This window comes from Nocardia sp. NPDC003963 (assembly GCF_053605105.1).
In genome coordinates, this window is sequence record NZ_JBSGIP010000021.1 from 17,265 (window position 1) to 42,918 (window position 25,654).

Genomic DNA, 25,654 nt, shown 5'->3' on the forward strand with positions numbered 1-25,654 from the left:
GCGCTCACGGAAACAGCGGTCGTCCTCGCCCGGTTCGCCGGGGACGACGGACCTCTTCTCGAGAGGTCCTGCGATGTACTGCCGGCGGAGATACCGGAGGTCGTGGATCAGCGACGACCCGCTCGGAGACCGCCGGGGTGGCGGGAGTCGCCGGCACGTTCTCTCCTGACTCGGTCATTTCCGACCCGCCGTTCGACCACGTACTCCTGGCACCCTCGGCAGCCCGTATCAACGCCGCTCCGGCAGCCCTGTACTTCACTGCCGAGCGCGGGAGCGGACTCGGTGGGCGGCTTCCAGGCGGCTGCGGAGTTGGTGCAGGATTTCATCGGGTGGGCCGGGGGTGAGAGTGAAATCGTCGGTGTTGTGGTTGTGCAGCAGATAGCGGCCGTCGTCCGGGTAGTCGAGCCAGAGGAAGGCGTACCCGTCGCCGGTGGGGCGCGTGTCGACGGTGTAGCCCGGGTAGACGGTGATCTCGCCGGTGCCGGTGCGGCGGCGGCGGAAGAATCGCTGCAGTTCCTCCACCGGGGACAGCCGCGTCGGGTGCCGGGAGTAGACGGGCGCGTTCAGGTCGCTGCGCCGGGCGCGGATGGGTTGGTGGCGGCCGGTTGTGACCTGTGGCAGGCCCGCCACCAGCTGAGCAGCCAGCTGGTCGGTACGGAGCTGGGTGAGGACGATATCGCCGCCGGATTTCCGTGCCCGTCCGGGTAACTGCGTGGCCAGCACAGCGACTCGCCCGACGACGCCGGCGTGGATCCGCACCGCCGTGTTCTGCTCGGGACCGTGGACGCCGTGGACCTCGACGCGGATCTCCGGTTCCAGGAGCACGGTGAGCGCCCGGTAGAGCCGCTCGTCGAACACTGTCTGCAATCGGCGTGCGACCCGCTGCCGGTAATGCCGGAAATCGTCGTCGTGCGCCATCCGATGCGGCTGGTATTCCAGCGGATACGGTAACCGGTCGCGTCCCATGGCCTCGAGTGCCAGCGTGAAACCGTAACCGTCCAGCTGCCAGCGAGATCCGTTCATGCGCCGATGACCCCGCCCGGCGGAAGCACCCGCGGCTGTTCGCCGAGCAGTTCGCTGGCGCGGTCCTGGACGAGATAGTCGGGTGTCTTGTGTTCGTCGTCGTCCTCCCCGCGACCGCGTTGGCCACCGGCACCCATCGCGCCTGGCATCCCGGACATGCCACGGGTAGCGGCCGGGCTACCGGAACGGGTCGCGGGCCCGGGGGTCTGATTCGGGCTGCCGGGCGCTCCGCTGACGGTGCGGCCCGGGGTGCCCGCGGGCTGTTGTCCACCCGGAGTGGTGACCATCGGTGCCCCACTCGGCGATCCGGGTGTGGTGGTGTTCGGCCGGCCCACCGGTTCCTCGAGCGGGACGGTGTTCGCCGGTGTCGTTGTTGTCGCCGGGGTGGTCGACGCCGGAGTTTCGGTGCCGGCGGGGGTGGTCGCCGAATCCTGCGGTGTCTCCTGGCCGGGAGTGGCCGTGTCCTGCGGGGTTGTGCCGGCCGGGTTCGTCCCGGTCGGGTCGGTGCTACTCGGGTCGGTACCGACGGGGTTCCGAGTCCCGCCGGGTCCTACCGGCGGCTGTGTTCCGGGGCCCTCCTGGACCGGACTTTTCGTGACGGGCAGCACCGGGGTTTTGGTATCGACGGCCGTGACTCCGGGCTGGTAGAACTCGATCATCAGATCCTGCGCCTGCGCCTGCGCTTCGTTGGCGCGATGCTTGGCGGCCTTGACGACACCGTTACCGGGTATATGGCCGACGAAGTCGTCGAACCCGGACACCTCGACCGGCGGCACGATAGACATTTTCGCCTGGGCCAGGTAGCCCTGCATGAGATCGATACCGTTGGCGACCATTTCGAAGCTCTTGACCAGCTTCCGGGCCTCGGTGGTGAAGGTGCGGGTGCCCTCGACCGCCGCGTTCGCGGACTGACCGCCCCATTTCTCGTTGATCACCGTATCGACGTTCTTGCCGAAGGTGTCGAGCGCGGCGGAGAGATCCCCGGTGAGCCGCCGCCAGCCGTCCGCACCGGCATTAATATCGGCGGACGCCACGGCCGGATGCTCGGAATTACCGTTGAGTGCTTCCCAGATCTGCTGGTGCGTCCAGGTTTTGAACGCTTCCTTGGTCGCGGTGGCGGGGGCGTACTCGCCGTCGAAATCCTCGCTGACCCGGGCCAGTTCGCTGTTGATATGACTCCGGTCGCCACTCCACTCCTGCTCGGCGGTGCCGGCGGCATCGGAGGCACGATTCCGGTTGTCGTCGGATTCGTCGTAGTTGCCGGTGACTTCGTCGACCGCGGCATCGACGGTGGCGACGGCGGCGACGATCGCGGCGGCGACCAGCAAAGGTGCGGGCATCAGCGGAGTCCTTCCCCGGCAGTGGTGGTCTGGGAGGAGTTCTGCTGATCGGTCTCCTGGAGTTCGCCGATCATCGCAGCGTAGGTGTCGCGCATGAGCTTGACGATCTCGATCAATCCATCGATGCGATCCACGGCCGAATCGCCGCTCTCGCCTCCTGTCGCCTTCAGCTCGAACTTCCTCTTTATATCCTGCGCGGAGGGCAGACCTCCATATCCCGCGAGACGGCCGAGGATCCCCGCCTGGTTGCGGCGTTTGCGAAGGTCGCCCAGGAGATTCTCGCACTCTTGGCGGAGGAGAGTGCCCACCTCGTGCTCGACGTGCAGTTCACCATCGATGGCTTGCTGTTTGAGAGTCTGCCAGTGCTTCAGCTGGTCAGTCATATCTTCGCGCCTGTCCGGAGCCGATGTGCGGTGATCATTACTTCGGAAGATGCGGTTCAAGAGCGGTGGCGAACTCACCAGTGATCTCGCAGATATCGCGAGTCCAACCCTCTTCTTCGAACCACGCAGCCTTGATCTCGAACATTCCCTGATTGGCCGCGAAGGACATGTAGCAGGATTTGCCGTCTGTTTCGGCCTTGTCGTAGGACCGGAGCGCGGGCCGTGAACCGACGGTAGTTTCGACCGGCTGGGCGAGGTTCTCATTCGTACGCGCTTCGTCCAGAGTGTGTGATGTCGACAAGATGCTTACAAGGACCAGGTCATCAGGTGTCAGCCAGGCACACACCCGCCAGGAGGATTCTCCCTCTGGCGCATCGGTCACGACGTCTTTACTGGCCGGGTTCAGCCCGACCTCCGTCAAGACGTTGTCCGGAAGTTCTGTACAGGGATTGAAAACCTCGACGGACCCAGTAGTCGTCGGTGCCGCTGTCCCGGTCGCGGATCCCCCGGTATTCGATGTGCACCCGGTAACCAGGGCTGCTGCGGCCGCCGTGGCGAGCGTGGCGCGGACGAAGTCGGCGGTTCGCATGGATCTCCCCTGTGTCGGTGCGGCGGATTACCCCGCTATCACTATAGGGCGCTCCCTCCGGGCCCCATGGCTCCATCGGATCCCGGCGACCGGACTCTGTCCGTGCCAGACCTCCGCTGTGGGACGAGCTTCGCGCCGGAGTGAACGCCGATAGCTTCCCGGACAGCAGTACAGCCCAGGCCGCCCACGTCCCGGTTGGGAAAAGCGAAGTGGGCATATAAATTATCGTGGAGAACCAGATGCGCCTCGGCTGCGCTTCCGAACCCACGAAACACTTCCACCTTGACCAATTACGTTGCGGCAGTGGTACAGTCACCTCCAGCCGGAAGCTGGGGGTTGTGGGGCGGAGATAGCGGCGTCACGTCCGCCGAATTGTGCACGGCAGGATTTGGGATGACATACGAATTCAAGGTAACACCAACCGATCTCGGCACCGCGGCGGGCAAGCTACACGAACTCGCCGATACCGGTATGAAAGCAGTCGAGTACACAAAGAACAACTTCGATCTCGACGCGAATGCCGACCTGGCGCCGAAACCGCTACTGGACCAGGTGACCGAAATGTGCAGTAGGTTCTACGATAATTACTCGCAGATGAGTCCGATCACCACTGATACGGCGACAGAGTTGCCGAAAGCTACAAGACTTTATTATTCGGAGAACGAGGACGACCGATATTTCCGTGAGCGGAATCAGAGCGGCTGGCTCCAATGAGAAGAATTACCCCGGCGCCCGAGTTCTATCGTCCGAACAGTGATCCCGAAATAGTCAGCGATACGTCCACGCCGGCCCCGATGACCCACCAGCGTCGGTGGACACATGAGAACGATGTGAATGTTCGCTTACGCCGGCCGCTGAAGCCACTTGCCAATACAGGCCCGCTCTGGCGGAATTCGAACCGGCCACTGCGAGTGGCACCTCTCGAACTGGAAGTCGCACAGCCACTGCCGAAGGTCTGTGCCGCGCACGGCAGACCGGCGACGGGAACGGAAACGGTGCGAACCTTGTTCTACGAGACCGACGTCCACCCACGTTTCCACAACGGACGCAGCCTACAAGAGATATCGAAACATCTGGTGAGTACCAGGAGATCTTTCGCACCTATTTCGACGATTGTCGACGGCGAGTGGCCGATATGTCACCGGTGCATCAGGAAGGTTCGGATCCACCGCAACACGGCAAAGGGAATCCTCGCCATGATGGCCGCGAACTTCGTGGCTTTTCTGGTGGCGAGTTTCGCGCATATCGAATGGCTGAAGCCCTGGCTGGGTTCCGCTTTCTGTCCTGGTTCGATAATCGGTATCATTGTTGTCGTGCAATTGTTCGACAAGTCCGGCAGCCACGTGAAACTCCGTCCTCTCTACGACGAACGTTTCGCCTTCGTCCAAGCCCACCCCGAATTCCGTCGAGCGTTACAGGACAATTCACGTCAGTGAGCTATTCCATCATCGGCGCGGCTAGGTGAAACATGCTCTGGTGCAACACATTCGGATGAGGCATGCTTCTACCGCCACGGGTAGGTCCCTGGTGGATCAGCTGTCGACGAAACCGCCGCAAACGAGGCCTCGGCGATACGACTGCGACCGCGCCTCGGTTGGATCGATCATCACCCTGATGTTCCCGCGCAAACCCGAGATTCGCGGAAGCATCGCACGATCGTGGTCCCGGCCGCCGAACCCCGGCCGGGATCACGCATGTCATGACCGAATGGTCGCACCTCGCTGCGCGGCGTTCAAGAACGCGTCCCAAACCTCTGAACCGAACGCAAGGACAGAACGGGATCGATTCTTACTGTCACGAACCCCTACCGAACCTCCCCCAAGGTGAGCAACCTCGACACATTCTCGATCCGGACCTCCATGCGAGCTCTTGAACCGTAGAGCGCCTGGGGGATTGCCGGTCATCAGCGGTACTCCTTCGCGATACGCGCGACCAGATCCCTGGTCTCCTGCTCGCCCGCCGCGACACGGGCGATACGCCGTATGGCTTCCGTGTACTGAGAGATCTCTCCTGCGCGCTCGAGATGGAGGTCTCCGGTGTAGCCCTCGACATAAGCGATGGGTGGCTCCGCGATCCTTGTGTTCGACGGCACAGGAAACTCGAGGAACACGAAGGAACGGACAACCAGCCCGATCGCGCTTCGCGCGTCGAACGGCACGACACGCAGGGATACATTCGGCCAGGCACTCGCTTCGATCAGATGCAGCAGTTGGTCCGCCATCACACCTGGACCGCCGACATGATGCCGTAGCGCGGCTTCGGAAAGCAGGACATCCAGCCGGAATGTACTGTCATCGAATTTCTCCCGGCGACGAGCCGCAAGCTCTAACCGCTGCTCCACATCCGCGGTCGGCCAGTCGGGATAGGCAGCCCAGATGATCGCCCGTCGATATTCCGGTGTTTGCAGCAGACCGGGTATGAGCGTTACCTGCCAGCTGGTCATACGGCAGGCCGCCGCCTCCAGCCCGAGATAGTGGTTGAACTCCCTGGGGACTTCGTCGGCGTAAGCCCGCCACCACCCACCCCCGCTCTGTTTCGCCGTCCGCGCGTCCAGTAGCAGGTCCAGCAGGAATCGGCGTTCCTCGTCCGAGGCGCCGTACCGGTCGCAGAGACCGTTGATCTGCAATGTCGTGGGCCGCGACGCGTGCCCGTCTTCCATTCGGCCGATCGTCTGGGGACTCACTTCGATGGCGCGGGCCGCCGCAGCCTGGCTGGTGCCGCTGCGTTCCCGCAGCCGGCGCAGTTCGCGGCCGAGTGCTCGTTTCGGGAGTGTGGATCCACCCGCCATTTTATTACCTTCCCTAATTATCGAATGCTTTTATGGAACACTCCGGCCCGGAACACAATGCCGGAAGTGGCCCGGCACGGTTACCGGGCCGATCGGGCAAGAATCTCCACCGAGGCGGTTCCACACAGCGCACTGTTCCGGTCTACTGATTTCGCGCCCGGCGCGGGAAATTTCCCGAAATCCATTGGGAAACAACGCTTCCACCACCTGGAGCATGGTGGATCCGTTGGTCCGATCGCGGCCGCTACTCCTATCGGACCCCGCGCCGGGCTGCACCCCATCGCCTCTCGAGGAAGGGCGGAGCCTTGCCCACCGCGATCGTATACCTGAACAAAAGTCTTTGTGGCACAAGACAAGAGCATCTCGAAACCGAATGCCGCGACTTCACCCGCGCACACGGATTCGCCGTCGCCCGGGTGGTGGTGGAATCCGGCGTGGATGCGCTGCCGTGGACATTACAGAAATCGGAATTACTCGGTGGCGACGCAATTGTGACACCGACAGTGGAACATATCGGTTTCCGCGCACCGGTGATACTCGAACGCTGCGGGCTGATGGTCGTCCACCCTTACGGGTGGTACCGCCATGGCGATACGGACCCGTGGATACCGGCGACACCGGAGGTCTATCGGTGACCGACCGCCGACCCGGTGGGGACACGAACGCTTCGTCTTCCCCACCGGGCACGCAGCCGACAGCCATCGGCTACCTGCGCACCGATTTGTGCGGGCATCGCGGATTCGTCACCGCGCGACTGCGGTTGGCCGCCATCGCCCACGGCTACCGGTTCCGCCGGCTGGTCGAACTCCCGGCCGACCCCGATCCGGACCATCTCACGACACTCCGCGCGGCGCTGGACCGGACCGGAGCCGATGCGGTGATCATCGCGGCGGCGACGCACCTGCCCGGCGGACAGCTGCACGCCTTGCGCACCATCACCCCGGTGATCGTGGATGCCGCCGGGCCACCCGAGCCCCTCGGGCTCCGCGCTCGGCTGCGCGCACTTCTCGGCCCGGATCTACGGCAACGCCGAGACGGCACCGACGAACCGATCGAGTTCGGCGAAGGTCACGAAGCAGTGTGGTGACGCGCGCACCACCGAATCCAGTCCGCGGGCGGACATATCGAGCAGCGTGGATCCGCGATGGCTGACCGTCACCGTGATGTCCTTGCCGAGCAGGCGATCCCGGACCTCCACCGGCGCGGTACCGGCCACCGTGAACGACACGATGCCGCTGTGTTCCACCCCGAGATCGCGGACGGTCACTCCGGGTACCTCACCGAGCGCGCCCCGCAGATATTCGGCGCGCTCGGCGACAGCCGCGTACACCTCCTCCGGACCGAGTTCGAGCAGGTAGCGCACCGCCGCACCGAGCCCGAGCCGGGCCGCGACATCGTGTTCCCAGAACTCGAACCGGGTCGCGTCCGGAGCCATCCGGTACTCGTGCGGACCGGTCCACTGGGCGCTGTGCAGATCGAGCCGGCCCGGTTCCAGCGCGGCGGCGAGCTCGGGGCGCAGATAGAGGAACCCGGTGCCCCGCGGTCCGCGCAACCATTTCCGCCCGGTGGCCGACAGCGCGTCCACTCCCAGTTCGGCGACATCCAGCGGCAGCTGACCGGCGGACTGGCAGGCGTCGAGCAGAACGAACGCGCCCGCCTCCCGCGCGATCCGCGCCGCGGCACCCACCGGGTTCACCAGCCCGCCGTTGGTGGGTACGTGCAGCAGCGAGACCAGCCGGACCCGTTCGTCCATCATGGCGGCCAGTGCGTCGAGATCGATCCGGCCCACCTCGTCGCTGGGAATCTGTTCCACCCGGGCACCGGTGGCCCGGGCCCGTTGCAGGGCGGCGATGGCATTGCTGGCGTAGTCGGCCCCGGACAGGAGGATGCGGTCGCCGGGATTCAGCGGAACGGCGTAGAAGAAGTCCGACCAGCCGCGCGTGGCGCTGTCGCTCAGCGCGATGGTGTCGGATGTGGTGTTCAGCAGGGTCGCTATCGCCTCCTTCACCCCGGCCAGATCGTCGAGACGTTCGTTCGCGGCCCGGTACCCGCCGATCTCGGCCTCCCGCCGCAGGTGCGCGATCACCGTCTCGGTGACCACCCGCGGCGGAAGCGAGGACCCCGCACTGTCCAGAAAAACGGCCCCGGCCCCGACACCGGGCGTATCGTCACGTACTCGCTGCTCATCGACCATGCTTCCGAGACTATGACGGATCCGTGACCTGTTCGCGCTGCGAACGTTTCTGTCCGTCCCCGTCGCTACTCTGGATTCCACGCGGGCTCGGGCAGCGTCCCGGACCGAACAGATGAGTTACGAACCAGCGAGAAGCCGCACGGAGGTTGGTATGGCGGTCACGCTCGAACATCCGGAATCGACCAGCGACCTACCACCGCATCCGGCCCTGTCCAGTCGAGCGGCGGCCGAAGCGTATATCGGAGGTGTCTGTTTCAAGGTGGGTCCGCCCCGCCTCATCGGCGCCGAACTCGAATGGTTCACCGTCTGCCGTACCGGTCGTACGACACGAAGGAGCGCACGAAGACCGGCCGCGGGCCCACCTCATCTGTTCGCCGGGCCCCGGCCGACGACCGAACTGCTGGCCCAGGCACTGGGCCCCTACGCACCCCGCGCCATCGCGCCCGATTCTCCCGCCCACGCGCTGCCCGGCGGCAGCCGCGTCACCGTCGAACCAGGCGGGCAGATCGAACTCTCCAGCATCGCCGTCACCGACGCCGCCGACCTGTGTGCCCGGCTACGCGCCGACGAACAACGGCTACGCGAACTCCTGAGCACCCGATCCATCCGGATGATCGCCGCCGCGGCCGATCCGGCCCGCACGCCCCGATGTCAGCTCGGCCTTCCGCGCTACCAGGCGATGGAGCACTACTTCACCCGGATCGGTCCCTACGGCCGGCTCATGATGAGCAATACCGCGGCAGCTCAGGTCAGTCTCGATATCGGCGCCGATCGCGCCGAACTGAACGCCCGCTGGCACGCCCTGCACACCGTCGGTCCCGCCCTGATCGCCGCCTTCGCGTGTTCACCGGTACTGCGTGGCGCGCCCACCGGCGAATGGGCCTCCCAGCGGATGCGCACCTGGCTGCACCTGGACCCGGAGCGGGCCTGCCCGCCCGTCGCTGACTGGACCGATCCGGTGCGCGAGTACGCCTCGTGGGCGCTGGACGCGCCCCTGCTCTGCGTCCGGCGACCCGAACCGGCCGAACGGGTCGCCTGGGCGGCTCCCCCCGCGGCCACATTCGGCGACTGGCTGTCCGGCGATCTGGACGAGGCGATCGGCCGCCGCCCCGATATCGGTGATCTCGACTACCACCTGACCACGCTGTTCCCGCCGGTCCGACCGGCCGGATACTTCGAGGTCCGCTATCTCGACGCCCAACCCGGCGCCGGCTGGACGGTCCCGATCACCGTCCTGGACGCGCTGCTGTCCACCCCGGCCGCGGTCGCCGACGCGACGGCCGCGGCGAGCGCGACGGGTGGGCGCTGGTACGACGCCGCCCGCCACGGTCTCGCCGATCCGGAGCTGCGGGCCGCCGCCGTCGCGGTATTGGAGGCGGCCGCCGCTCACAGTGCGGGGACCACGGCGCAGATACGCGCCGCGGTCCGGCGTTGCGCGGCCGGCCGGGCGCCGCAGGAGGAGGCGCACTGTGTCTGATCACGCCGGCCCGGCCCGCGCCACCATCCACCGATCACCCGTCGACGAGCGGAGAGCATCGTGACCGTCACCCAGCCGAACGCCGACCTCATCGAAACCGAACGACTCCGCGAGCACATCGCGGCCGCCCTCATCCGGGCCAGGCGCCGCACCGCCACCCTCACCGACTGCGTGGACGAGGCCGAACTGCGCGCGCAACATTCGCCGCTGATGAGCCCGCTGGTATGGGATCTGGCCCATATCGGCAGTCAGGAGGAGTTGTGGCTCGTCCGTGATGTCGGCGGCCGGACTCCGGTCCGGCCCGATATCGACGAACTCTACGACGCGTTCAAACACGCGCGCTCGAATCGGCCGCAGCTGCCGCTGCTCGGTCCCGGCGAAGCCCGCGACTATGTCGGCACGGTCCGCGACAAGGTGTGGGACGTCCTGGACCGCAGCCCGCTGCGGGGCAACGAGCTCGTCGCGGGCGGTTTCGCCTTCGGCATGATCGCCCAGCACGAACAGCAGCACGACGAGACCATGCTCGCCACCCACCAGTTGCGCGCGGGGGCACCGGTACTGACCGCGCCCACGCCGCCGGCCGCGACAGCGGTGGTGCGCGGGGAGGTCGTGATCCCCGCGGGGGAGTTCGTAATGGGTACCTCCACCGATCCCTGGGCGCTGGACAACGAACGGCCGGCCCATCCGGTGCGCGTCCCGGCGTTCGCGATCGATGCCGCTCCCGTGAGCAATGCGCAGTACCTGGCTTTCGTCGCCGACGGCGGCTACGAGCGGCGGGAGCTGTGGTCCGAGCGCGGCTGGTCGCATCGGCGGGAGGCCGGGCTCACGGCACCGCAGTTCTGGGAACGCGATGCGGACGGACAGTGGTGGCGGCGGGTGTTCGGGGCGCTGCGGCCGCTGCGGCCCGAACAACCGGTGGTGCACGTCTGCTGGTTCGAGGCCGAGGCCTACGCGAACTGGGCCGGTAAGCGGCTGCCCACCGAGGCCGAATGGGAGAAAGCGGCCCGCTACGACCCGGTGACCGGCCGCGCCCGCGCCTATCCGTGGGGTGACAGCGATCCCGGTCCCGGCCTGGCCAATCTCGGCCAGCACCACCTCGAACCCGCGGATATCGGTGCCTACCCCGCGGGCGCCTCACCGGCCGGTGTGCACCAGCTCATCGGCGATGTCTGGGAATGGACCTCTTCCGGATTCCACCCCTACCCGGGATTCCGTGCCTTCCCGTACCGCGAGTACTCGGAGGTGTTCTTCGGCGGCGATTACCGGGTGCTGCGCGGCGGTTCCTTCGGTACCGACCCGGTCGCCTGCCGGGGCACCTTCCGCAACTGGGATCATCCGATCCGCCGGCAGATCTTCGCCGGATTCCGGCTGGCCCGCACCGTGGGCCCGGAAGAGTCCTGATGTGCCGGCATATCGGCTATGTGGGTCCCCCCGTCCCGGTGGGTGAGGTACTGACCCGCGGTCAGCATTCCCTGCGCACCCAGGCGTGGGCACCCCGCGAGATGCGCGGCGGCGGGACGATCAATGCCGACGGGTTCGGGGTCGCGTGGTGGGGTCCGGGCGCGACACCGGTCACCCGCTACCGCAATGCCGAACCGATCTGGACCGATCCGGCGGTGGACGAGGTACTGCCACAGCTGACCTCGCACGCGGTACTGGGGTCGGTCCGCTCGGCCACGGTCGGGATGCCGGTGGAGCGTTCGGCGTGCGCGCCGTTCCTGTGGGACCGGTGGGCGTTCAGCCACAACGGTGTCGTACCGCAGTGGCGTTCCGTGCTGACCGCTGTCCTGTCCGATCTGGATGTCGCCGCGACCCGCGCCGGTATGACCCGCCGCTACGAGACCAGCCATCTGCTCGAGGCCGAGGCACTCACCGATTCGGCCGCCCTGTGGGTACTGCTGAGCCGGTTGCTCGACCCCGAACCGCCGGCGGGACTGGCCGAAACCCCGGGCACCGCGTTGCGTCTGCTCGTCACCGGGGTACTGCACCACGCACCCGATGCCCGGGTGAACCTGCTGCTCGGCGACGGTGCGGAGCTGTGGGCCACCACCTGCTATCACTCGCTGTACGCCCTGATCGGCGACGATTTCGCCGTACTGGCCTCCGAACCCTACGACGACGACATCCGGTGGCGGCAACTACCGGATCGGAGTCTCGTCCACGCCGAACCCGGCGGGCTGAGTGTCGAATCCCTCGAGCTCGGCCGATCCACCGAGACCGAAAGCCTGCCGCTATGACCCAGCCGATCGTGGAAATCCATCTCACCGACGCCGATCTCACCGAGGCGTTGCGCACCGACGCGCGCCGGGGGCTCACCGCGAGCCCGAAATGGCTGCCCCCGAAATGGTTCTACGATGCCCGCGGCAGTGAATTGTTCGAAAAGATCACCGCACTGCCCGAGTACTATCCGACCCGTACCGAACGGGCCCTGCTGGAATCGGTCGCCGGGGCGATAGCCCGCACCGCGAAGGCCGAGGTCCTGGTCGAGCTGGGCTCCGGTTCGGCGGCGAAGACCCGGATCCTGCTGAATGCCCTCACCGCGGAGGGTCCGCTCAAAATCTATGTACCACAGGATGTTTCGGCAACAGCGCTGCGCGAATCAGCGGCCGGGGTGGCCGCGGAGTTCCCCGGTCTGGCGGTGCACGGTGTGGTCAGCGATTTCACCGACACTCTCGGCACCCTGCCCCGCGGTGGACGCCGGATGATTGCGTTCCTGGGCGGCACGATCGGCAATATGGTCCCCGGCGAACGCGCCGAATTCCTCACCGGTATCCACGATGTGCTGGAGCCGGGTGAACAACTGCTGCTGGGTGCCGGACTCGTCGTGGACCCCGAAATCCTGATCCCCGCCTACGACGATCCCGCCGGGGTCACCGCGGAATTCAACCGCAATGTACTGCGGGTCATCAATTCCCGGCTGCGGGCCGATTTCGATCCGGAGTCCTTCCGTCATATCGCGCACTGGGATCCGGACAACGAATGGATCGAGATGCGCCTGGAAGCGACCCGCGATATGAACGTCACGGTCGCCGATCTCGGATTCACCGCACGCTTCGCCCGGGGCGAGCAGATACGCACCGAGATCTCGGCGAAGTTCCGGCTCCCGGGACTGGACGGCGAACTCCGCAGCGCGGGATTCGTGCTGGAACATGCGTGGACCGATCCCGAGGACCGGTTCGCCCTCGTCCTGGCGGCCCGGATCTGAGCGCGACCGAGCGGAGCGTGGCGTTACGAAGAACCGGGAAGCGGCGCAGTCGAGCCGGACCGGGGATCGGTCGCCGGGGTCGCGCAGTGGCGGGCGAAGCCTTCGAGCAGGGCCGTCACCGCGACCTCGAGGTGATCGCCGCCCGCTGTCGCGTCGTCGGCGGCGGCGAGCAGGTTGTATCCGGGAGCATCCGGAGCGGGCTTACGACTGCGCTCGCCGCTGCTACCGGCTCTGGCCAGCATATGGCCGAGGACGTACTCCTGCAGGCACCGGGTCAGCTGTAGCGCGGTCCCCGGCGGGAAGCCCGACGTCCGCAGGGCGGCGATCATCCGGTTCCCGATATCGATGGCCGCGTCGTTGCGGACCGGCCGGCCGGCGAGGACCTGCACGGCTCGGGGATGCCGATCGAGCATCGAGCGCAGGCGCCGCGCGTACGAGCCCATCAAAGCACGCCAGTCGGCATGCCAGGGCAGATCATCCAGGTCCAGCTCGGCGAACATCGCGGCGGCGACCGCGTCGAGCAACTCCTGCTGATCCGAGAAATGCCGATAGGCGGCCATGGGGTCCACACCCAGCGCCGCGGCGAGCTTCCGCATCGAGAAACCGTCCACCCCGGTCGCGTCGATCACCGATAACGCGACCGCCGCGATGTGAGCGCGATCGAGGGCGGGCCGGGTCGGCGTATCCCGGCGCGATGCGGTGGGTTTCCCGGTCACGACCCGGCCCGGCGCAGATCAGTGCAGCCGGTTCTGCGCCATCTCCAACCCCACCCGTAACAGCAGCTCCACGGCGTCGGCCGCCTGCTCGACCACCGTGGGTACTTCCTTGCGCTCGGCCGACGAGAACGGTTTGAGCACGAAATCGGCCGGATCCTGTCGGCCGGGCGGGCGCCCGATCCCGATACGGGTGCGCACATAGTCCTTGGTGGTGAGCGCTCCGGACACCGACCGCAGGCCGTTGTGCCCGCCCTCGCCACCACCGCGTTTGAGCCTGATCTCACCGAACGGGAGATCCAATTCGTCGTGTACGACCACGACCTCGGCCGGCGGGACCGAGAAGAACCGGGCCAGTGCGGCAACCGGCCGGCCGGACAGGTTCATGAACGACCGCGGTTTCGCGATCAGCACCTGACGTCCGTCCAACCGGGCCTGCAACAGATCGGCGCCCGATTTCTTATGGGCGGTGAACCGGCCGCCGACCCGCTCCGCGAGCGAGTCGGCGACCAGAAAGCCCACATTGTGCCGGGTCCGCTCATAGGCAGGACCCGGATTACCCAGGCCGACGATGAGCGCCGGCGCGGTATCGGCCATCGAAAAAGGTGGCCGGATCCCTATTCGGCGCTCTCGCCCTCGGCGGCCTCGGCCTCGGCCTCCGGCTCGGCGGTGCGCGGCTCGACGATGTTCACGATGAGCGTCTCGGGGTCACCGGCCAGGCTGACGCCCTTGGGCAGCGTGATCGCGCCCGCGGTGATCTGGGTACCGACCTCGGCACCGGCGATGGAGACCTCGATGGACTCCGGAATATTGAGAGCCTCGGCCGAAACGGAGATGGTGGTGGCCTCCTGGGTGACCAGGGTCCCGGGGCCGGCCTCACCGGTGAGAGTCACCGGAACATCGGCGGTGACCGCCTCGCCCCGCTGCACGATCAGCAGGTCGGCGTGCTCGATGTAGCGGTGGATCGGGTGGACGACGACCGACTTGGTCAGGGCGAGCTGCTTCTTGCCCTCGATGCTCAGGTTCAGCACCGCGTTGGTGCCGTGCTGACGCAGGATGGCAGCGAACGACAGGGCGTCCAGCGACAGATGCTGGGGGTCCGACTGGTGCCCGTACAGCACGGCCGGCACGTTGCCCGCCCGGCGGGTACGGCGCGCTGCGCCCTTGCCGAACTCGGTGCGGATCTGCGCTTCGAGAAGGTTGACGTCGGACATGACTGGATAACTCCTACGGCTCTACCGGGCTGGTGGGCGGTGCCAGGGTAATCGCGCCCCTGGTCGGTTGGTCTGCTCGTCAGGCGAAGACCGATCGGAGGCGGCCGGAAGCCGCGCCGCGTCGATCACGGTGCCGCAGAAATGCGAACCCTCGCCGAGACAACCCGAATACTGTAACTCAGTCGCCGCATAACTCCTGAATCGGGTGGCTGTGTCTATTTGCGGCGCCTTCGGCGCCGCTGGGCGGGGCCCTATCAACCCCGGTTGCGGATGTGGACCATCCGGGGTAGATGGGAGGTGATACGGCGGAATGCCTCGATGACCTGGTGGGCCCGGATACTGGGGGTCGCCGCCTGCTGAGTCGACGTCTGCCGGGGTCCCGATTGCTGGGGTCACCGGTTGCTGGGGTCACCGGTTGCTGGGGTCACCGGTTGCTGGGGTCACCGTCGTTGTGCCGGGGTTCTCGATGCGGTACGGGTCGGCCGGAAATGGTCCGTCGTCGATACAGGTCGACGACTCTGTGGGTACGACGGGCAGCCGGATACGGTCACGGTGCGTGCGATAGTGCCGGTGCTCCCGGTGGCCGAGGTATCGGGCCGGGGTCGAAGTCGAGGGCGCGCGGGCCGGCGGGCGGTCGGCTGCTCCCACACGCCGCGATCGACAGCAGTGATCTTTCTCCCTGTCGGCCGGCAGGAGAAGGGGCGGGACCACCCGAAGTCGAGGCGGCCGGGGAATCGGGCGAAGGTGTGGTGAGTGCCCGATCGACCGGGTAGGTGCGGGATCGGCGCTACGCGGTCGTCACGTAACCTGGACGGTTGTCCCGCACTTCCGCCGAAAGGTTGATTCCGTTGACCGCCTCCACCGAGGGCTTCGTCGCGCCCGCCGCGCGCGGATTGGCCGCCGAGGTGTCGCGGCGCCGCACCTTCGCCGTGATCTCGCATCCCGACGCGGGTAAATCGACGCTCACCGAAGCTCTCGCGCTGCACGCCCGCAAGATCTCCGAGGCGGGCGCCATCCACGGCAAAGCGGGACGTAAGTCGACGGTGTCGGACTGGATGGAGATGGAGAAGGCGCGCGGTATCTCGGTGAGTTCCACCGCGCTGCAGTTCAACTACCGGGCGGCCGGCTCCGAGGTCGACAATGTGATCAATCTGGTCGACACCCCCGGGCACTCCGATTTCTCCGAGGACACCTATCGCGTCCTCACCGCGGTGGATGCCGCGGTGATGCTGATCGACGCGGCCAAGGGCCTGGAACCGCAGACACTGAAACTGTTCCAGGTGTGCCGTCACCGGGGTATCCCGGTGATCACGGTCATCAACAAATGGGATCGGCCGGGACGCGCTCCGCTGGAACTGCTCGACGAGATCGAAGAGCGGATCGGGCTCACCCCGACCCCGCTGTTCCTGCCGGTCGGGATCGCCGGAGACTTCCGGGGCCTGCTGCGCCGTGGGCGCGACGGCACGGCCGCCGAATACATCCACTTCACCCGCACCGCCGGTGGCGCGACCATCGCGCCCGAGGAGTCGCTGACCCCCGAGGCCGCCGAAGCACGCGAGGGCGAGCCGTGGAGCACGGCCGCGGAGGAGAGCGAACTGCTCTCGGCCACCGGTCAGGACCATGATCAGGAACTCTTTCTCGCCGGGCAGACCTCGCCGGTGATCTACGCCTCGGCGATGCTGAACTTCGGGGTCCGGCAACTACTGGAGAGCCTGGTGGCGCTGGCCCCCGCACCCCGCTCCCGGGCCGCGGTCGACGGCACCGCGCGCGAACCCGATGCCCCGTTCAGCGCGGTGGTGTTCAAGGTGCAGGCCGGTATGGATACCGCCCATCGTGACCGGCTGGCGTTCATGCGGATCGTCTCCGGTGAATTCGAACGCGGCATGGTGGTCACCCACGCGCAGACCGGCCGCCCGTTCGCCACCAAATACGCGCTGACCGTATTCGGCCGCGAGCGCGCGACCGTGGACACCGCCTACCCCGGCGATGTGGTGGGGCTCGTCAACGCGACCGCACTGGCCCCCGGCCACACCCTTTTCGTGGACAAGAAGGTCGAGTTCCCGCCGATCCCCTCGTTCGCGCCGGAGCATTTCGCCGCATTGCGGGCGCAGAGCGCGGGTAAGTACAAACAGTTCCGCAAGGCGATCGATCAGCTCGATTCCGAAGGTGTGGTGCAGGTACTGCGCAACGATTCGCGCGGTGACGCCGCACCGGTACTCGCCGCTGTCGGTCCCATGCAGTTCGAAGTGGTGACCGCCCGTATGCAGGGTGAGTTCGGTGTCGAGACCCAGCTCGACCATCTCGCCTATACGATCGCCCGGCGTACCGACGCCGAATCGGCACCCGAACTGGATCGCCAGCGCGGGGTGGAGGTGTTCACCCGGAGCGACGGCGCCGTCCTGGCCGTGTTCAGCGATAAATGGCGGTTGCAGTACATCCAGAAGGAGATGCCCGACCTCACGCTGGAACCGCTGGTCGCCGCCGCCGACTGAGCGGGCTCAACCGGCCGCCCGCTCCTCGGGGCCCGGATACTCGCGCTCGGTATCGTATCCACCGGTTTCGGGCCGGGCGCCGGGCGCGGGATAGTCACGCGGGGTCCGTTCGACCTCTTCGATTCCCGAGGGCTGCTGGATCAGCCCCCACCGGTTGGCGGTGAGCCGCAGGCTGGGCAGATCGCTGAGCGAGAGCACCACTTCGTAGGTGCGTTCGTAGCCGGTGCGCGCGATCCGCCAATTGCCGTCGTCGCAGCGTACGTATTCGTCGTTGTAGAAGGCCGAGCCGCGCAGCAGCATATTGTTCTCGGGGATCAGCGCGGTATCGGACAGGTACCAGATTCCGGTGGCCCGATCACCGTCCACATCGATCTCGGGATGATCGCATCGATGTTCGGTGATGACATGCGGCCCGAGAGTATTGCGCAGAAATGTGAGAAATGCTTCCCGGGATTCGAACTGCAGGTATTCGCTGTAGGTGGCCGTGGCCTCCGGAATCAGCGTCTCCGCGAGTTCGTCCCAGTGTTTGGTATCCAGCGCACGCAGATACCGGAATTTGAGGCGATGTATCGCGAGCACGTCGTCGGTCGCCACGGTGGTCACCCCGGATCGTTCGCCGGGACGCATCGGCCCCATCGTCAACGGCACCTCCGGCTCGGGCTCGAGCCGCGGTGGCAGCGAGACGTCGAGTCCGGCTCCCAATGCGGCCGCCAGCGCGGCACCGGAGAAGGCCATCGTTTCGCTGCTCTGGCCCGGCCGCCGCGGAAATCCACCCGGGCGCGGCCCGGGATCGTTGCGCTCCTCGCCCTGGTCCATATCTCCACCATCCCACCTGAAATGGACAAATAGGGAGGTAATTCAGATCTGTATCGGATTGCTATCCTGCGTCGGCGGTATCACGGGCTCGGGCGACCCGGCCGGTCGGTACGGAATAGGGCCGGGTAGATACCTTCGGCACCGTTTCCGCTGGGCGATATCAGGGCCGTTCGCCGTTGCCGATCGTGAAGCAGGTCCGGCAGAAATCCTCTCCGAACTCGGTCAGGCGCAAACTTTTGCGGACAATTTTCGGCGCCCGGCCCGCTTTTTTCAGCGCCTCCTCCACGATCGGCTGGACCTCCAGCACCATATAGCGGCTCAGCACGACCGGGTCGTCGGAATTATCGGTCAGCCCCAGCCGGTTCAGGTTGATGAGGTACGAGCGCGCGCGGTCCATATAGCGCACCCCGGCCTGCTCGGGGACCGAGGTCAGGCCCCCGGCGATGAGTTCCGATCCGATACCCAGGGGGCGGTTGGTGCGCACATCGACTGTCGGCTGCGGACCGTTGAGCGCCATATAGCGCAGAATGCGGGCCTCGTCGGGGGCGAGTTCGTCCAGGATCCGGTCGTAGGCCGGATGCACCTCTTCGGTGAAGTAGACATCGGCCGAACGGGCCAGCAACGCGTCCCCGCGTTTGCGCAGTTCGGCGACACTGGCCGAGCGCAGGTAGGAACCGACGGCGACGGTCTGCTGGGCGGAGGTCTGCCCGGTCGGCACATAGCTGACGATCTCGCGCACCGATCCCTCGGTCACGCCGAGCGCACTGCGCGCGATGGAACGCAGCGCGTTACCGGTCCGTTCGGCGATCTCGGCCGACGATTCCCCGTCCAGCGCCGCCTGGGTGATCTCCCGGGTCACCTCGTAGGAGGTTTCCACCGCCCACTGGCCCCCGCGCACCACACTGCCGGCCGCCAGGCCCGCCGCCCGGAAGACCCCGCGGATCAGCCGGGCCTCGTTGCTGATCTGCCGCTGCTCGACATCGGAGCTGCGTTCCACACTCGACGGCGGACGACGTTCGATACCCGAGGTGGAAGCACGGACCCCGTTGGGCGAAGAACCCCGCGCGGTTCCCGGGTTCGACGCCCGCACCGCACCCGGTGACGCGCTGCGCTGCACGGCTCGGGAACCGGTCCGGGGGATCTCCTGTCCGGTCCTGTCGTCTGCCACGTCTACTCCGATATCGCCAGATGAACGAATCCGCTCACCGATTATTGCCCATTCGCCGCGATCATCCGCCGCCGGACCATGAATCCGGCTCTCGTCTGAGACACTAGTGGGCGCAGCTGGGCGAAGCCCACCGACCGCCCGCGCACGGCCGGAGCGAATGCGGAGGTACGCCTGATGAACGCGCTCCTCGCCCGGCGGCCGCCGCGGCGCGGTCGCCGGGCGGCGGTGGTGCTAATTTGAGGGTCCCGGTGAGGCGGCGATCACCGGAGCAGGAGGGTGTGTCGTGTTGGAGAGTGTGTTCGGGGTGCACCCGACGATCCTCCTGGAATTGCTGACCATTCCGCTGTTCACCGGCGTCATCGGCTACATCACGAACTGGACCGGTGTGCTGATGCTGTTCCGGCCGATCGCATTTCACGGTGTGCGGGTACCCGGTCTGCAGTACCTGTATCCGTATCTGCCCAAACGGATCCAGATCCTGCCGCTGCTCAGCCACGACGGCCGATTCGGCTGGCAGGGCATCGTCCCCTCGCGTGCCGACAAGATGGCCAGTATCGCGGTGGACAAAGGACTTTCGAAACTGGGCAGTGTCTCCGATTTCTACCGTGAACTGGAACCGGACGCGCTCGCCGAACACCTCGCGGTGACCGCGGAGACACAGATCCGCGATATCGTCGAGACGATACTGCGTCGTGAACATCCGCAGCTCTGGTACAACTTGCCGGCGCAGGTCCGCGAGTTGGTCCATGAACGGGTTCGCCAGCAGCTACCCGATATCCTGCGTGAACTCACCACCGAACTCGGCGCGAACATCGACCAGCTACTCGATGTCAAACAGATGGTTATCCGTTATTTCCAATCCCGCCCCCAGTTGCTCAATCAATTGTTCCAGGTGCTGGGTGCCAAGGAATTGCGGTTCATGCAGAACTTCGGCCTCTACTTCGGCGCACCGATGGGTGTGGTGCTGGTGGCGATTCTCCAGCTGACCGGATGGCCGACGCTGGCGGTCCTGCCGATCGGCGGGGTGATCATCGGCTGGGTGGTCAACTGGGTGGGCCTGAACATGATCTTCGCGCCCGCCGAACCGAAGTGGTGGTGCCCGTGGCGGCAGGGCCTGCTGATCAAACGACAGGGTGAGATCACCACCGGGTACGCCGAGCTGGTCTCCACCCAGGTGATGACGCTCGCCAATATCGGTGACGAACTGCTGAACGGACCGAAATCCGACCGCACCCTCCAGATGCTGGAGGACACCCTGCGCCCGGCCGCCGACCGGGCACTGGGCCCGGCGCGCGGCGCGGTGAAACTGGTGCTCGGCAGCCGCGAGTACCAGTCGCTGACGCGGACCCTGACCTCCGAGGCGATGGCGATCGCCCCGCTGGCCTTCTCCGACGCTGATTTCAACGTGCGGCAGGGTAAGCAGATCAGCGCCTATATCGCCAAACAGATGTCCGAACTGTCACCGAACGATTTCGTCGATATGCTGCGGGCGGCGATCAAACAGGACGAATGGCTGCTGTTCGTGCACGGTGGCGTCCTGGGCCTGTTCGCCGGATACGCGCATATCCTGGTCTTCGGAACGGGGGTGGCGACCACATGGCTGTGAAACGAGAAACGCGGGACAGCGACGAGCCGGGGCGGCCCGGTGGCCCCGCCGCGACCATTCGCGCGGTGAGCGGTGTCGCACGAGTCGCGGCGTCGGCGGTATCGGGAACGGCGCGCTGGGGCGTGCACACCGCGCTGGATATCACCGAAACGGTGGTGCGCGGCAGTATGGCCGGTCTGCCTCCGGCGGAGATCCGTACCGAGGCGGTCCAGCAGGTACAGGAGGCGGTACGGCGCGCACTGGGCGTCCCGGCGGCCGAACCACCCGCCGAATCCCCCACCGAACGGTCACTGCGCGAACAGGGCGCGGCACTGCTGCGCTTGGCCGCCAGCCCGCGCGCCGCGGACGAGGGCCATCCGGCATTCGCTCGGATCCTGGCCGAGCTCACCTCCGACGAGGCCCGCATCCTGCGGTTGCTGCGGCTCGAAGGCCCGCAGCCGGCGGTGACCGTACGCGACGGCCGCCGGGTGCGGCGCGGCAGCCGCAAAACGGAACAGGGGTCCGGTACGGCCGAGATCGGGGTGAGCATGATCGGCGAACACGCCGGACTCCGGCATCCCGAACGGGTCCAGCGCTACCTGACCAATCTGCGCCGCATCGGCCTGATCGAACTGCTGCGCGAGCCGGTGGGCACACCGGAGCGCTATCAACTGCTGGAGGCCCAGGCACCGGCGACCGAACTGTCGAAACAGGCCGGTCGCGGCAAACTCCAGCACCGCGGTATCGCACTCACCACCTTCGGCGGAGAATTCGTCCAGGCCAGTCTGCCGATCACCGGCGAAGACGGGCCGGCGGCCGAGAACCACTGACCGCCGGCGGGGCGGTTCCATGATCCGGGCGACCGAACAGGCCGGTGGCCGAGCTCCCGGCCACCGGCGGTTGTCTCACACCTCGTCGGCGAGTTCCATCCAGCGTTCCTCGGCCGTTTCCTTCTGGGCCTGCACATCCTTGAGTTCGGCACCGAGGGTCATCAGTTTGTCCGGTTCGGTCGCCGCATCGGCCAATGCCGCGTGCAGAGCCTTCTCTCGCTCACCCAATTTGTCGATGGCGCGTTCCAGACGGGTGAGCTCCTTGCGGGCGGCGCGGTAGGCCGCGGAATCGGTCTGCGGACCGGCCGTCTGCGGACCGGACTGCGCTGCCGCCGGCGCGGCGGCCGACAGTTCGGCCCGGCGGCGCAGATATTGAGCGATCCCCCCGGGCAGATTGGTGAGAGCGCCGTCGCCGAACAACGCCCAGGTGGTATCGCAGATCCGTTCGACCAGATAGCGGTCGTGACTGATCACCACCAGGGTCCCGGCCCAGTTGTCCAGCAGATCCTCCAACTGCTGGAGGGTGTCGATATCGAGATCGTTGGTGGGCTCGTCGAGCAGCAGCACATTGGGCTCGGCCATGAGGATGCGGGTCAGCTGCAACCGGCGCCGTTCGCCGCCCGAGAGGTCGCGTACCGGTGTGCGCTGGCGCGCCGGGCTGAAGCCGAGCCGTTCGGCGAGCTGCCCGGCCGAGAGTTCCAGCGCTTTGCCGCCCTCTCCCAGGGTGATTCGCATGGCGATCTGCTGGACCGCCTCGAGCACCCGCATATCGGTGGGGAGATCGTCGAGTTCCTGCCGGAGCCAGCCGATCCGCACGGTCTGCCCCTGTACCCGTTTACCGGATTCCGGGTCGATGTCACCGGCGAGCGCACGCAACAGCGTGGTCTTACCCGATCCGTTCACCCCGACCAGACCGACGCGTTCCCCGGGAGCCAGCTGCCAGGTGAGATCGCGCACGAGTTCACGGCCGTCCGGTGTGGCGAGGGTGACGTCTTCGAGCTCGATCACCACCCGACCCAGGCGCTTCTTGGCGAACGCGGCCAGCGAGACCGAATCACGCGGCGGCGGTACATCGGCGATCAATGCCTCGGCGGCCTCGACGCGATAGCGCGGCTTGGAGGTCCGGGCCTGCGGACCGCGCCGCAGCCACGCCAGTTCTTTGCGCGCGAGGTTGCGGCGCCGGGCCTCGGTGGCATCGGCCTGGCGGGCGCGTTCGGCGCGCGCGAAGATCCAGTCTCCGTAGCCGCCCTCATAGGTCTCCACCCGGCCCCCCACGACCTCCCAGGTGCGGGTGGCGACCGTATCCAGGAACCAGCGGTCGTGGGTCACGACGACCAGCGCGCTGCGCCGGGCCAGCAGATGCCCGGCCAGCCATTCCACACCTTCGACATCGAGATGGTTGGTCGGCTCGTCGAGCACCAGCAGATCCAGTTCCCGCACCAGCGCCGCGGCCAGCGCGACCCGGCGACGTTCGCCACCGGACAGGTTGGTGACCGAGGTGTCCAGGCCCAGATCGGCGATACCGATACCGTCGAGCACCGACCGGATCCGCGGGTCGGCGGCCCATTCGTGTTCGGCGATATCGCCGGTGGGCGCGTCATCGGCCAGCCCGGCCAGCACCACCTCACCGATGGTGGCACCCGTGGGCAGCACCCCGCGCTGGGTCACCACGGCCATCCGCAAGCCGCCGACCCGGCTCACCCGGCCGCTGTCGGGATTCTCGAGGCCGGTCAGCACCTCCAGCAACGTGGTCTTACCGCCCCCATTGAGGCCCACGACCCCGATCCGGTCGCCGGAATGCACGCCGAGGGATACCCCGTCGAGCAGCGGTGTGATCCCGAAACTCTTGCTGACCTGCTCGAGGTTGATCAGGTTGGACATGGATCCTTCCGCCTCCGGCTGCCGGCCCCGCCAGTACGGGGCCACGGCCAGCCTAATAGGCGCAGCTGGGCGGAGCCCATCCACAGCCCGCGCACGGCCGGAGCGAATGCGGAGGTACGCCTGATGAACACTGCTGGGCACAGCCCATCCACAGCCCGCGCACGGCCGCAGCGAAGGCGGAGGTACGCCTGATATACCCCCGAACTCGACCGAGGAGCCGCAGAGCGTCCGGACAGGAGGTAGCGCCGATCAGGCGCGGCGGGGCCCGGGGCCGGGTTCGGGCGCGGGCGGATGTGGTTCGTCGTGACCGGTCACTCGAGCGCCGGGAACAGGCCCGGTGGCCGTGCGCACGCTGCGAGCCACCCCCGCGCCCGAGAGTTCCGCCGCGACCGCGACCGCCGATTCCGCCGATTCGCAGAGGAACGCACAGGTCGGGCCGGAACCCGAGACCAGTCCGGCCAGCGCGCCGACCTCCACGCCCGCGCGCAGGGTGCGGCGCAGATCAGGTCGCAGCGATACCGCTGCGGCCTGTAGATCGTTACCGAGCAGAGGCGCGAGCTGTCGCGCATCACCCGAGGCCAGCGCCTGCATGATCTCCTGGGGCGCGCCGAGCCGGGGCGGTGCCCCCTGGACCCGCAAACGGTCGAGTTCGGTGAAGACCTCCGGGGTGGACAGCCCGCCTTTGGCCAGCGCCAGCACCCAATGGAAAGCGTTACGCGACAGCACCGGTAGCAGGCGTTCGCCACGTCCGGTCCCCAGGGCGGTTCCGCCGTGCAGGGCGAACGGCACATCACTGCCCAGTTCGGCACCCACGGCGGCGAGTTCGTCGCGGTTCATCCCGAGCCCCCACAGTTCGTTCAGCCCGACCAGGGCGGCGGCCGCGTCGGCACTGCCGCCGGCCATCCCCCCGGCCACCGGGATGCCCTTGTCGATGGCGATCTCGACCAGTGGCGCGCGCCCGGCCAGCTGTGCGAGCCGGACCGCGGCTTTCCACACCAGATTGGTCCGGTCGGTGGGTACTTCGGCGGCGCCTTCCCCCGTCACTCGCAGGGTGAGCGAGTTGGCGGGGGTGATCTCCAGGTCGTCGGCGAGCGAGAGTGCCTGGAAAACGGTGGTGAGCTCGTGGTAGCCGTCGGCGCGCAGGTCACCTACTCCCAGATGGAGGTTCACCTTCGATGGAGCCCGTACGGTGACGGGACTGGGCACAACGGACAGCACGGTGACCCAGCCTAATAGGCACAGCTGGGCGCAGCCCATCTATAGCCCGCGCACGGCCGGAGCGAAGGCGGAGGTACGCCTAATAGGCACAGCTGGGCGCAGCCCATCTATAGCCCGCGCACGGCCGGAGCGAAGGCGGAGGTACCCACCTCGCATCCGTGACCCCGTTGCCCCAAGTTACCCCCCGGGGGTATAGTGAACGAACCTTCCCGGAACGGGATATGAGCACGAAGGAGACGCCATGGCCACGACCAGCACCTACACCGTCACCGGTATGACCTGTGGACACTGCGTCCAGTCGGTACAGACCGAGATCGGGAAGATCGACGGTGTCACCAGCGTCGATGTGGACCTCGCGTCCGGCCGGGTCGTCGTCGCGGGCAGCGCCCCCATCTCCGATGCCGATATCGCGGCAGCGGTGGACGAGGCGGGCTACGAAATCGCCGGCTGAGAAGGCGCTCGAATATCTGAGCGCCCAGCGAAACCGGGGCCGTCCGCCGACCAGCGGGCGGCCCCGGTTTCGCTGGAACAGCGGGGTTCGGCGAGGCAGCGGCCACGAGTCCGGCCGTCACGACCTGGATCACCGCCTCAGCGTGAGCGGCTCCGCCTTCACAACGGCCGGGATTCTCGACGATGAACCGCGCGAACACTTCGGCGAGCAGTCACCCGGCGGCGGAATCGGATACCGCGACAGCAGTGGTCCGATGCCACCCACCGGCCACGGGCCGGCCGCGAACC

26 protein-coding genes are annotated in these 25,654 nt (G+C 67.0%); 12 read left to right on the top strand and 14 right to left on the bottom strand.

All coding sequences use genetic code 11. From position 1 onward, the window contains the following. Positions 1 to 255: 255 nt before the first annotated feature. Genes ACWEWT_RS25545 through ACWEWT_RS25560 form a run of 4 tightly spaced genes read right to left on the bottom strand, consistent with a single transcriptional unit; the run spans position 256 to position 3,335 of the window. Positions 256 to 1,023 carry an ESX secretion-associated protein EspG gene (locus ACWEWT_RS25545; RefSeq protein ID WP_452562594.1) on the bottom strand — a complete coding sequence of 256 codons (768 nt, stop codon included), beginning with the start codon at positions 1,021 to 1,023 and terminating at the stop codon, positions 256 to 258. Continuing rightward, complete coding sequence (locus ACWEWT_RS25550; RefSeq protein ID WP_452562596.1) at positions 1,020 to 2,363, bottom strand: hypothetical protein; 1,344 nt, start codon at positions 2,361 to 2,363, stop codon at positions 1,020 to 1,022. The genes ACWEWT_RS25545 and ACWEWT_RS25550 overlap by 4 nt, the downstream gene beginning before the upstream one ends. Continuing rightward, positions 2,363 to 2,746 carry a hypothetical protein gene (locus tag ACWEWT_RS25555; protein WP_452562597.1) on the bottom strand — a complete coding sequence of 128 codons (384 nt, stop codon included), beginning with the start codon at positions 2,744 to 2,746 and terminating at the stop codon, positions 2,363 to 2,365. The genes ACWEWT_RS25550 and ACWEWT_RS25555 overlap by 1 nt, the downstream gene beginning before the upstream one ends. Positions 2,747 to 2,783: 37 nt before the next feature. Further along, positions 2,784 to 3,335 carry a DUF3558 domain-containing protein gene (locus tag ACWEWT_RS25560; RefSeq protein WP_452562599.1) on the bottom strand — a complete coding sequence of 184 codons (552 nt, stop codon included), beginning with the start codon at positions 3,333 to 3,335 and terminating at the stop codon, positions 2,784 to 2,786. Between the two features lie 393 nt (positions 3,336 to 3,728). Between ACWEWT_RS25560 and ACWEWT_RS25565 the strand changes: the two genes are divergently transcribed. Both ACWEWT_RS25565 and ACWEWT_RS25570 read left to right on the top strand, forming a co-directional pair. Next, positions 3,729 to 4,049 (top strand): hypothetical protein, encoded by a 321-nt coding sequence (locus ACWEWT_RS25565; RefSeq protein WP_452562600.1) that lies wholly within the window; start codon positions 3,729 to 3,731, stop codon positions 4,047 to 4,049. After that, positions 4,046 to 4,771, top strand: a complete 726-nt coding sequence (locus ACWEWT_RS25570; protein ID WP_452562602.1) for a hypothetical protein — start codon at positions 4,046 to 4,048, stop codon at positions 4,769 to 4,771. Before ACWEWT_RS25565 ends, ACWEWT_RS25570 begins: the two co-directional genes overlap by 4 nt. A gap of 261 nt (positions 4,772 to 5,032) precedes the next feature. On the opposite strand, the gene ACWEWT_RS25575 is transcribed toward ACWEWT_RS25570, so the two are convergent. Both ACWEWT_RS25575 and ACWEWT_RS25580 read right to left on the bottom strand, forming a co-directional pair. Beyond that, the gene (locus ACWEWT_RS25575; protein WP_452562604.1) at positions 5,033 to 5,239 is read right to left on the bottom strand and encodes a DUF397 domain-containing protein; all 207 of its coding nucleotides are present in this window, start codon (positions 5,237 to 5,239) and stop codon (positions 5,033 to 5,035) included. Continuing rightward, positions 5,239 to 6,123: a helix-turn-helix domain-containing protein gene (locus ACWEWT_RS25580; RefSeq protein ID WP_452562605.1), complete on the bottom strand. Its 885-nt coding sequence runs from the start codon at positions 6,121 to 6,123 to the stop codon at positions 5,239 to 5,241. The genes ACWEWT_RS25575 and ACWEWT_RS25580 overlap by 1 nt, the downstream gene beginning before the upstream one ends. Positions 6,124 to 6,428: 305 nt before the next feature. Between ACWEWT_RS25580 and ACWEWT_RS25585 the strand changes: the two genes are divergently transcribed. Together ACWEWT_RS25585 and ACWEWT_RS25590 are read left to right on the top strand one after the other, a co-directional pair. Beyond that, on the top strand, positions 6,429 to 6,758 hold the full coding sequence (locus ACWEWT_RS25585; RefSeq protein WP_452562607.1) for a hypothetical protein: 330 nt from the start codon (positions 6,429 to 6,431) through the stop codon (positions 6,756 to 6,758). Next, positions 6,755 to 7,210 carry a hypothetical protein gene (locus ACWEWT_RS25590; protein ID WP_452562608.1) on the top strand — a complete coding sequence of 152 codons (456 nt, stop codon included), beginning with the start codon at positions 6,755 to 6,757 and terminating at the stop codon, positions 7,208 to 7,210. Before ACWEWT_RS25585 ends, ACWEWT_RS25590 begins: the two co-directional genes overlap by 4 nt. Here ACWEWT_RS25590 and ACWEWT_RS25595 read toward each other — a convergent pair. After that, the gene (locus ACWEWT_RS25595; RefSeq protein ID WP_452562610.1) at positions 7,142 to 8,317 is read right to left on the bottom strand and encodes an aminotransferase class V-fold PLP-dependent enzyme; all 1,176 of its coding nucleotides are present in this window, start codon (positions 8,315 to 8,317) and stop codon (positions 7,142 to 7,144) included. The genes ACWEWT_RS25590 and ACWEWT_RS25595 overlap by 69 nt on opposite strands. A 151-nt stretch (positions 8,318 to 8,468) precedes the next feature. Here ACWEWT_RS25595 and egtA point away from each other — a divergent pair, with 151 nt between their 5' ends. The 4 genes from egtA (at position 8,469) to egtD (ending at position 12,999) form a co-directional block, all read left to right on the top strand. After that, a complete protein-coding gene (gene egtA, locus ACWEWT_RS25600; RefSeq protein WP_452562611.1) occupies positions 8,469 to 9,794 on the top strand; it encodes an ergothioneine biosynthesis glutamate--cysteine ligase EgtA in 1,326 nt (441 codons plus the stop codon). Positions 9,795 to 9,884: 90 nt separating this feature from the next. Next, positions 9,885 to 11,195, top strand: coding sequence for an ergothioneine biosynthesis protein EgtB (gene egtB, locus ACWEWT_RS25605; protein WP_452562712.1), 1,311 nt, complete (start codon positions 9,885 to 9,887; stop codon positions 11,193 to 11,195). Further along, on the top strand, positions 11,195 to 12,031 hold the full coding sequence (gene egtC / locus ACWEWT_RS25610) for an ergothioneine biosynthesis protein EgtC (protein ID WP_452562612.1): 837 nt from the start codon (positions 11,195 to 11,197) through the stop codon (positions 12,029 to 12,031). Before egtB ends, egtC begins: the two co-directional genes overlap by 1 nt. Continuing rightward, positions 12,028 to 12,999, top strand: coding sequence for an L-histidine N(alpha)-methyltransferase (gene egtD / locus ACWEWT_RS25615; RefSeq protein WP_452562614.1), 972 nt, complete (start codon positions 12,028 to 12,030; stop codon positions 12,997 to 12,999). The genes egtC and egtD overlap by 4 nt, the downstream gene beginning before the upstream one ends. Before the next feature lie 23 nt (positions 13,000 to 13,022). On the opposite strand, the gene ACWEWT_RS25620 is transcribed toward egtD, so the two are convergent. Genes ACWEWT_RS25620 through ACWEWT_RS25630 form a run of 3 tightly spaced genes read right to left on the bottom strand, consistent with a single transcriptional unit; the run spans position 13,023 to position 14,926 of the window. After that, complete coding sequence (locus ACWEWT_RS25620) at positions 13,023 to 13,715, bottom strand: TetR/AcrR family transcriptional regulator (protein WP_452562615.1); 693 nt, start codon at positions 13,713 to 13,715, stop codon at positions 13,023 to 13,025. A gap of 18 nt (positions 13,716 to 13,733) precedes the next feature. Beyond that, the gene (gene pth, locus ACWEWT_RS25625; RefSeq protein WP_452562617.1) at positions 13,734 to 14,309 is read right to left on the bottom strand and encodes an aminoacyl-tRNA hydrolase; all 576 of its coding nucleotides are present in this window, start codon (positions 14,307 to 14,309) and stop codon (positions 13,734 to 13,736) included. A gap of 20 nt (positions 14,310 to 14,329) precedes the next feature. Continuing rightward, complete coding sequence (locus ACWEWT_RS25630; protein ID WP_452562619.1) at positions 14,330 to 14,926, bottom strand: 50S ribosomal protein L25/general stress protein Ctc; 597 nt, start codon at positions 14,924 to 14,926, stop codon at positions 14,330 to 14,332. An 848-nt stretch (positions 14,927 to 15,774) separates the two neighbouring features. Between ACWEWT_RS25630 and ACWEWT_RS25635 the strand changes: the two genes are divergently transcribed. Next, positions 15,775 to 17,418, top strand: a complete 1,644-nt coding sequence (locus ACWEWT_RS25635; RefSeq protein WP_452562621.1) for a peptide chain release factor 3 — start codon at positions 15,775 to 15,777, stop codon at positions 17,416 to 17,418. Between the two features lie 6 nt (positions 17,419 to 17,424). Here ACWEWT_RS25635 and ACWEWT_RS25640 read toward each other — a convergent pair whose 3' ends face one another. Together ACWEWT_RS25640 and ACWEWT_RS25645 are read right to left on the bottom strand one after the other, a co-directional pair. Beyond that, positions 17,425 to 18,045 (bottom strand): nuclear transport factor 2 family protein, encoded by a 621-nt coding sequence (locus ACWEWT_RS25640; protein ID WP_452562714.1) that lies wholly within the window; start codon positions 18,043 to 18,045, stop codon positions 17,425 to 17,427. A 349-nt stretch (positions 18,046 to 18,394) separates the two neighbouring features. Then, the gene (locus tag ACWEWT_RS25645; protein ID WP_452562622.1) at positions 18,395 to 19,402 is read right to left on the bottom strand and encodes an Abi-alpha family protein; all 1,008 of its coding nucleotides are present in this window, start codon (positions 19,400 to 19,402) and stop codon (positions 18,395 to 18,397) included. 283 nt (positions 19,403 to 19,685) lie between these two features. Here ACWEWT_RS25645 and ACWEWT_RS25650 point away from each other — a divergent pair, with 283 nt between their 5' ends. Both ACWEWT_RS25650 and ACWEWT_RS25655 read left to right on the top strand, forming a co-directional pair. After that, complete coding sequence (locus ACWEWT_RS25650) at positions 19,686 to 21,008, top strand: hypothetical protein (RefSeq protein ID WP_452562623.1); 1,323 nt, start codon at positions 19,686 to 19,688, stop codon at positions 21,006 to 21,008. After that, the gene (locus ACWEWT_RS25655) at positions 20,999 to 21,817 is read left to right on the top strand and encodes an Abi-alpha family protein (RefSeq protein WP_452562625.1); all 819 of its coding nucleotides are present in this window, start codon (positions 20,999 to 21,001) and stop codon (positions 21,815 to 21,817) included. Before ACWEWT_RS25650 ends, ACWEWT_RS25655 begins: the two co-directional genes overlap by 10 nt. Positions 21,818 to 21,892: 75 nt before the next feature. Here ACWEWT_RS25655 and ACWEWT_RS25660 read toward each other — a convergent pair whose 3' ends face one another. Both ACWEWT_RS25660 and ACWEWT_RS25665 read right to left on the bottom strand, forming a co-directional pair. Next, positions 21,893 to 23,698, bottom strand: a complete 1,806-nt coding sequence (locus tag ACWEWT_RS25660; protein WP_452562626.1) for an ABC-F family ATP-binding cassette domain-containing protein — start codon at positions 23,696 to 23,698, stop codon at positions 21,893 to 21,895. 249 nt (positions 23,699 to 23,947) lie between these two features. After that, entirely contained in the window at positions 23,948 to 24,916 is a 969-nt protein-coding gene (locus ACWEWT_RS25665; protein WP_452562627.1) for a 4-(cytidine 5'-diphospho)-2-C-methyl-D-erythritol kinase, read from the bottom strand. Positions 24,917 to 25,157: 241 nt separating this feature from the next. On the opposite strand from ACWEWT_RS25665, the gene ACWEWT_RS25670 reads away from it, so the two are divergent. Continuing rightward, entirely contained in the window at positions 25,158 to 25,367 is a 210-nt protein-coding gene (locus tag ACWEWT_RS25670; RefSeq protein ID WP_452562629.1) for a heavy-metal-associated domain-containing protein, read from the top strand. Positions 25,368 to 25,654 lie beyond the last annotated feature (287 nt).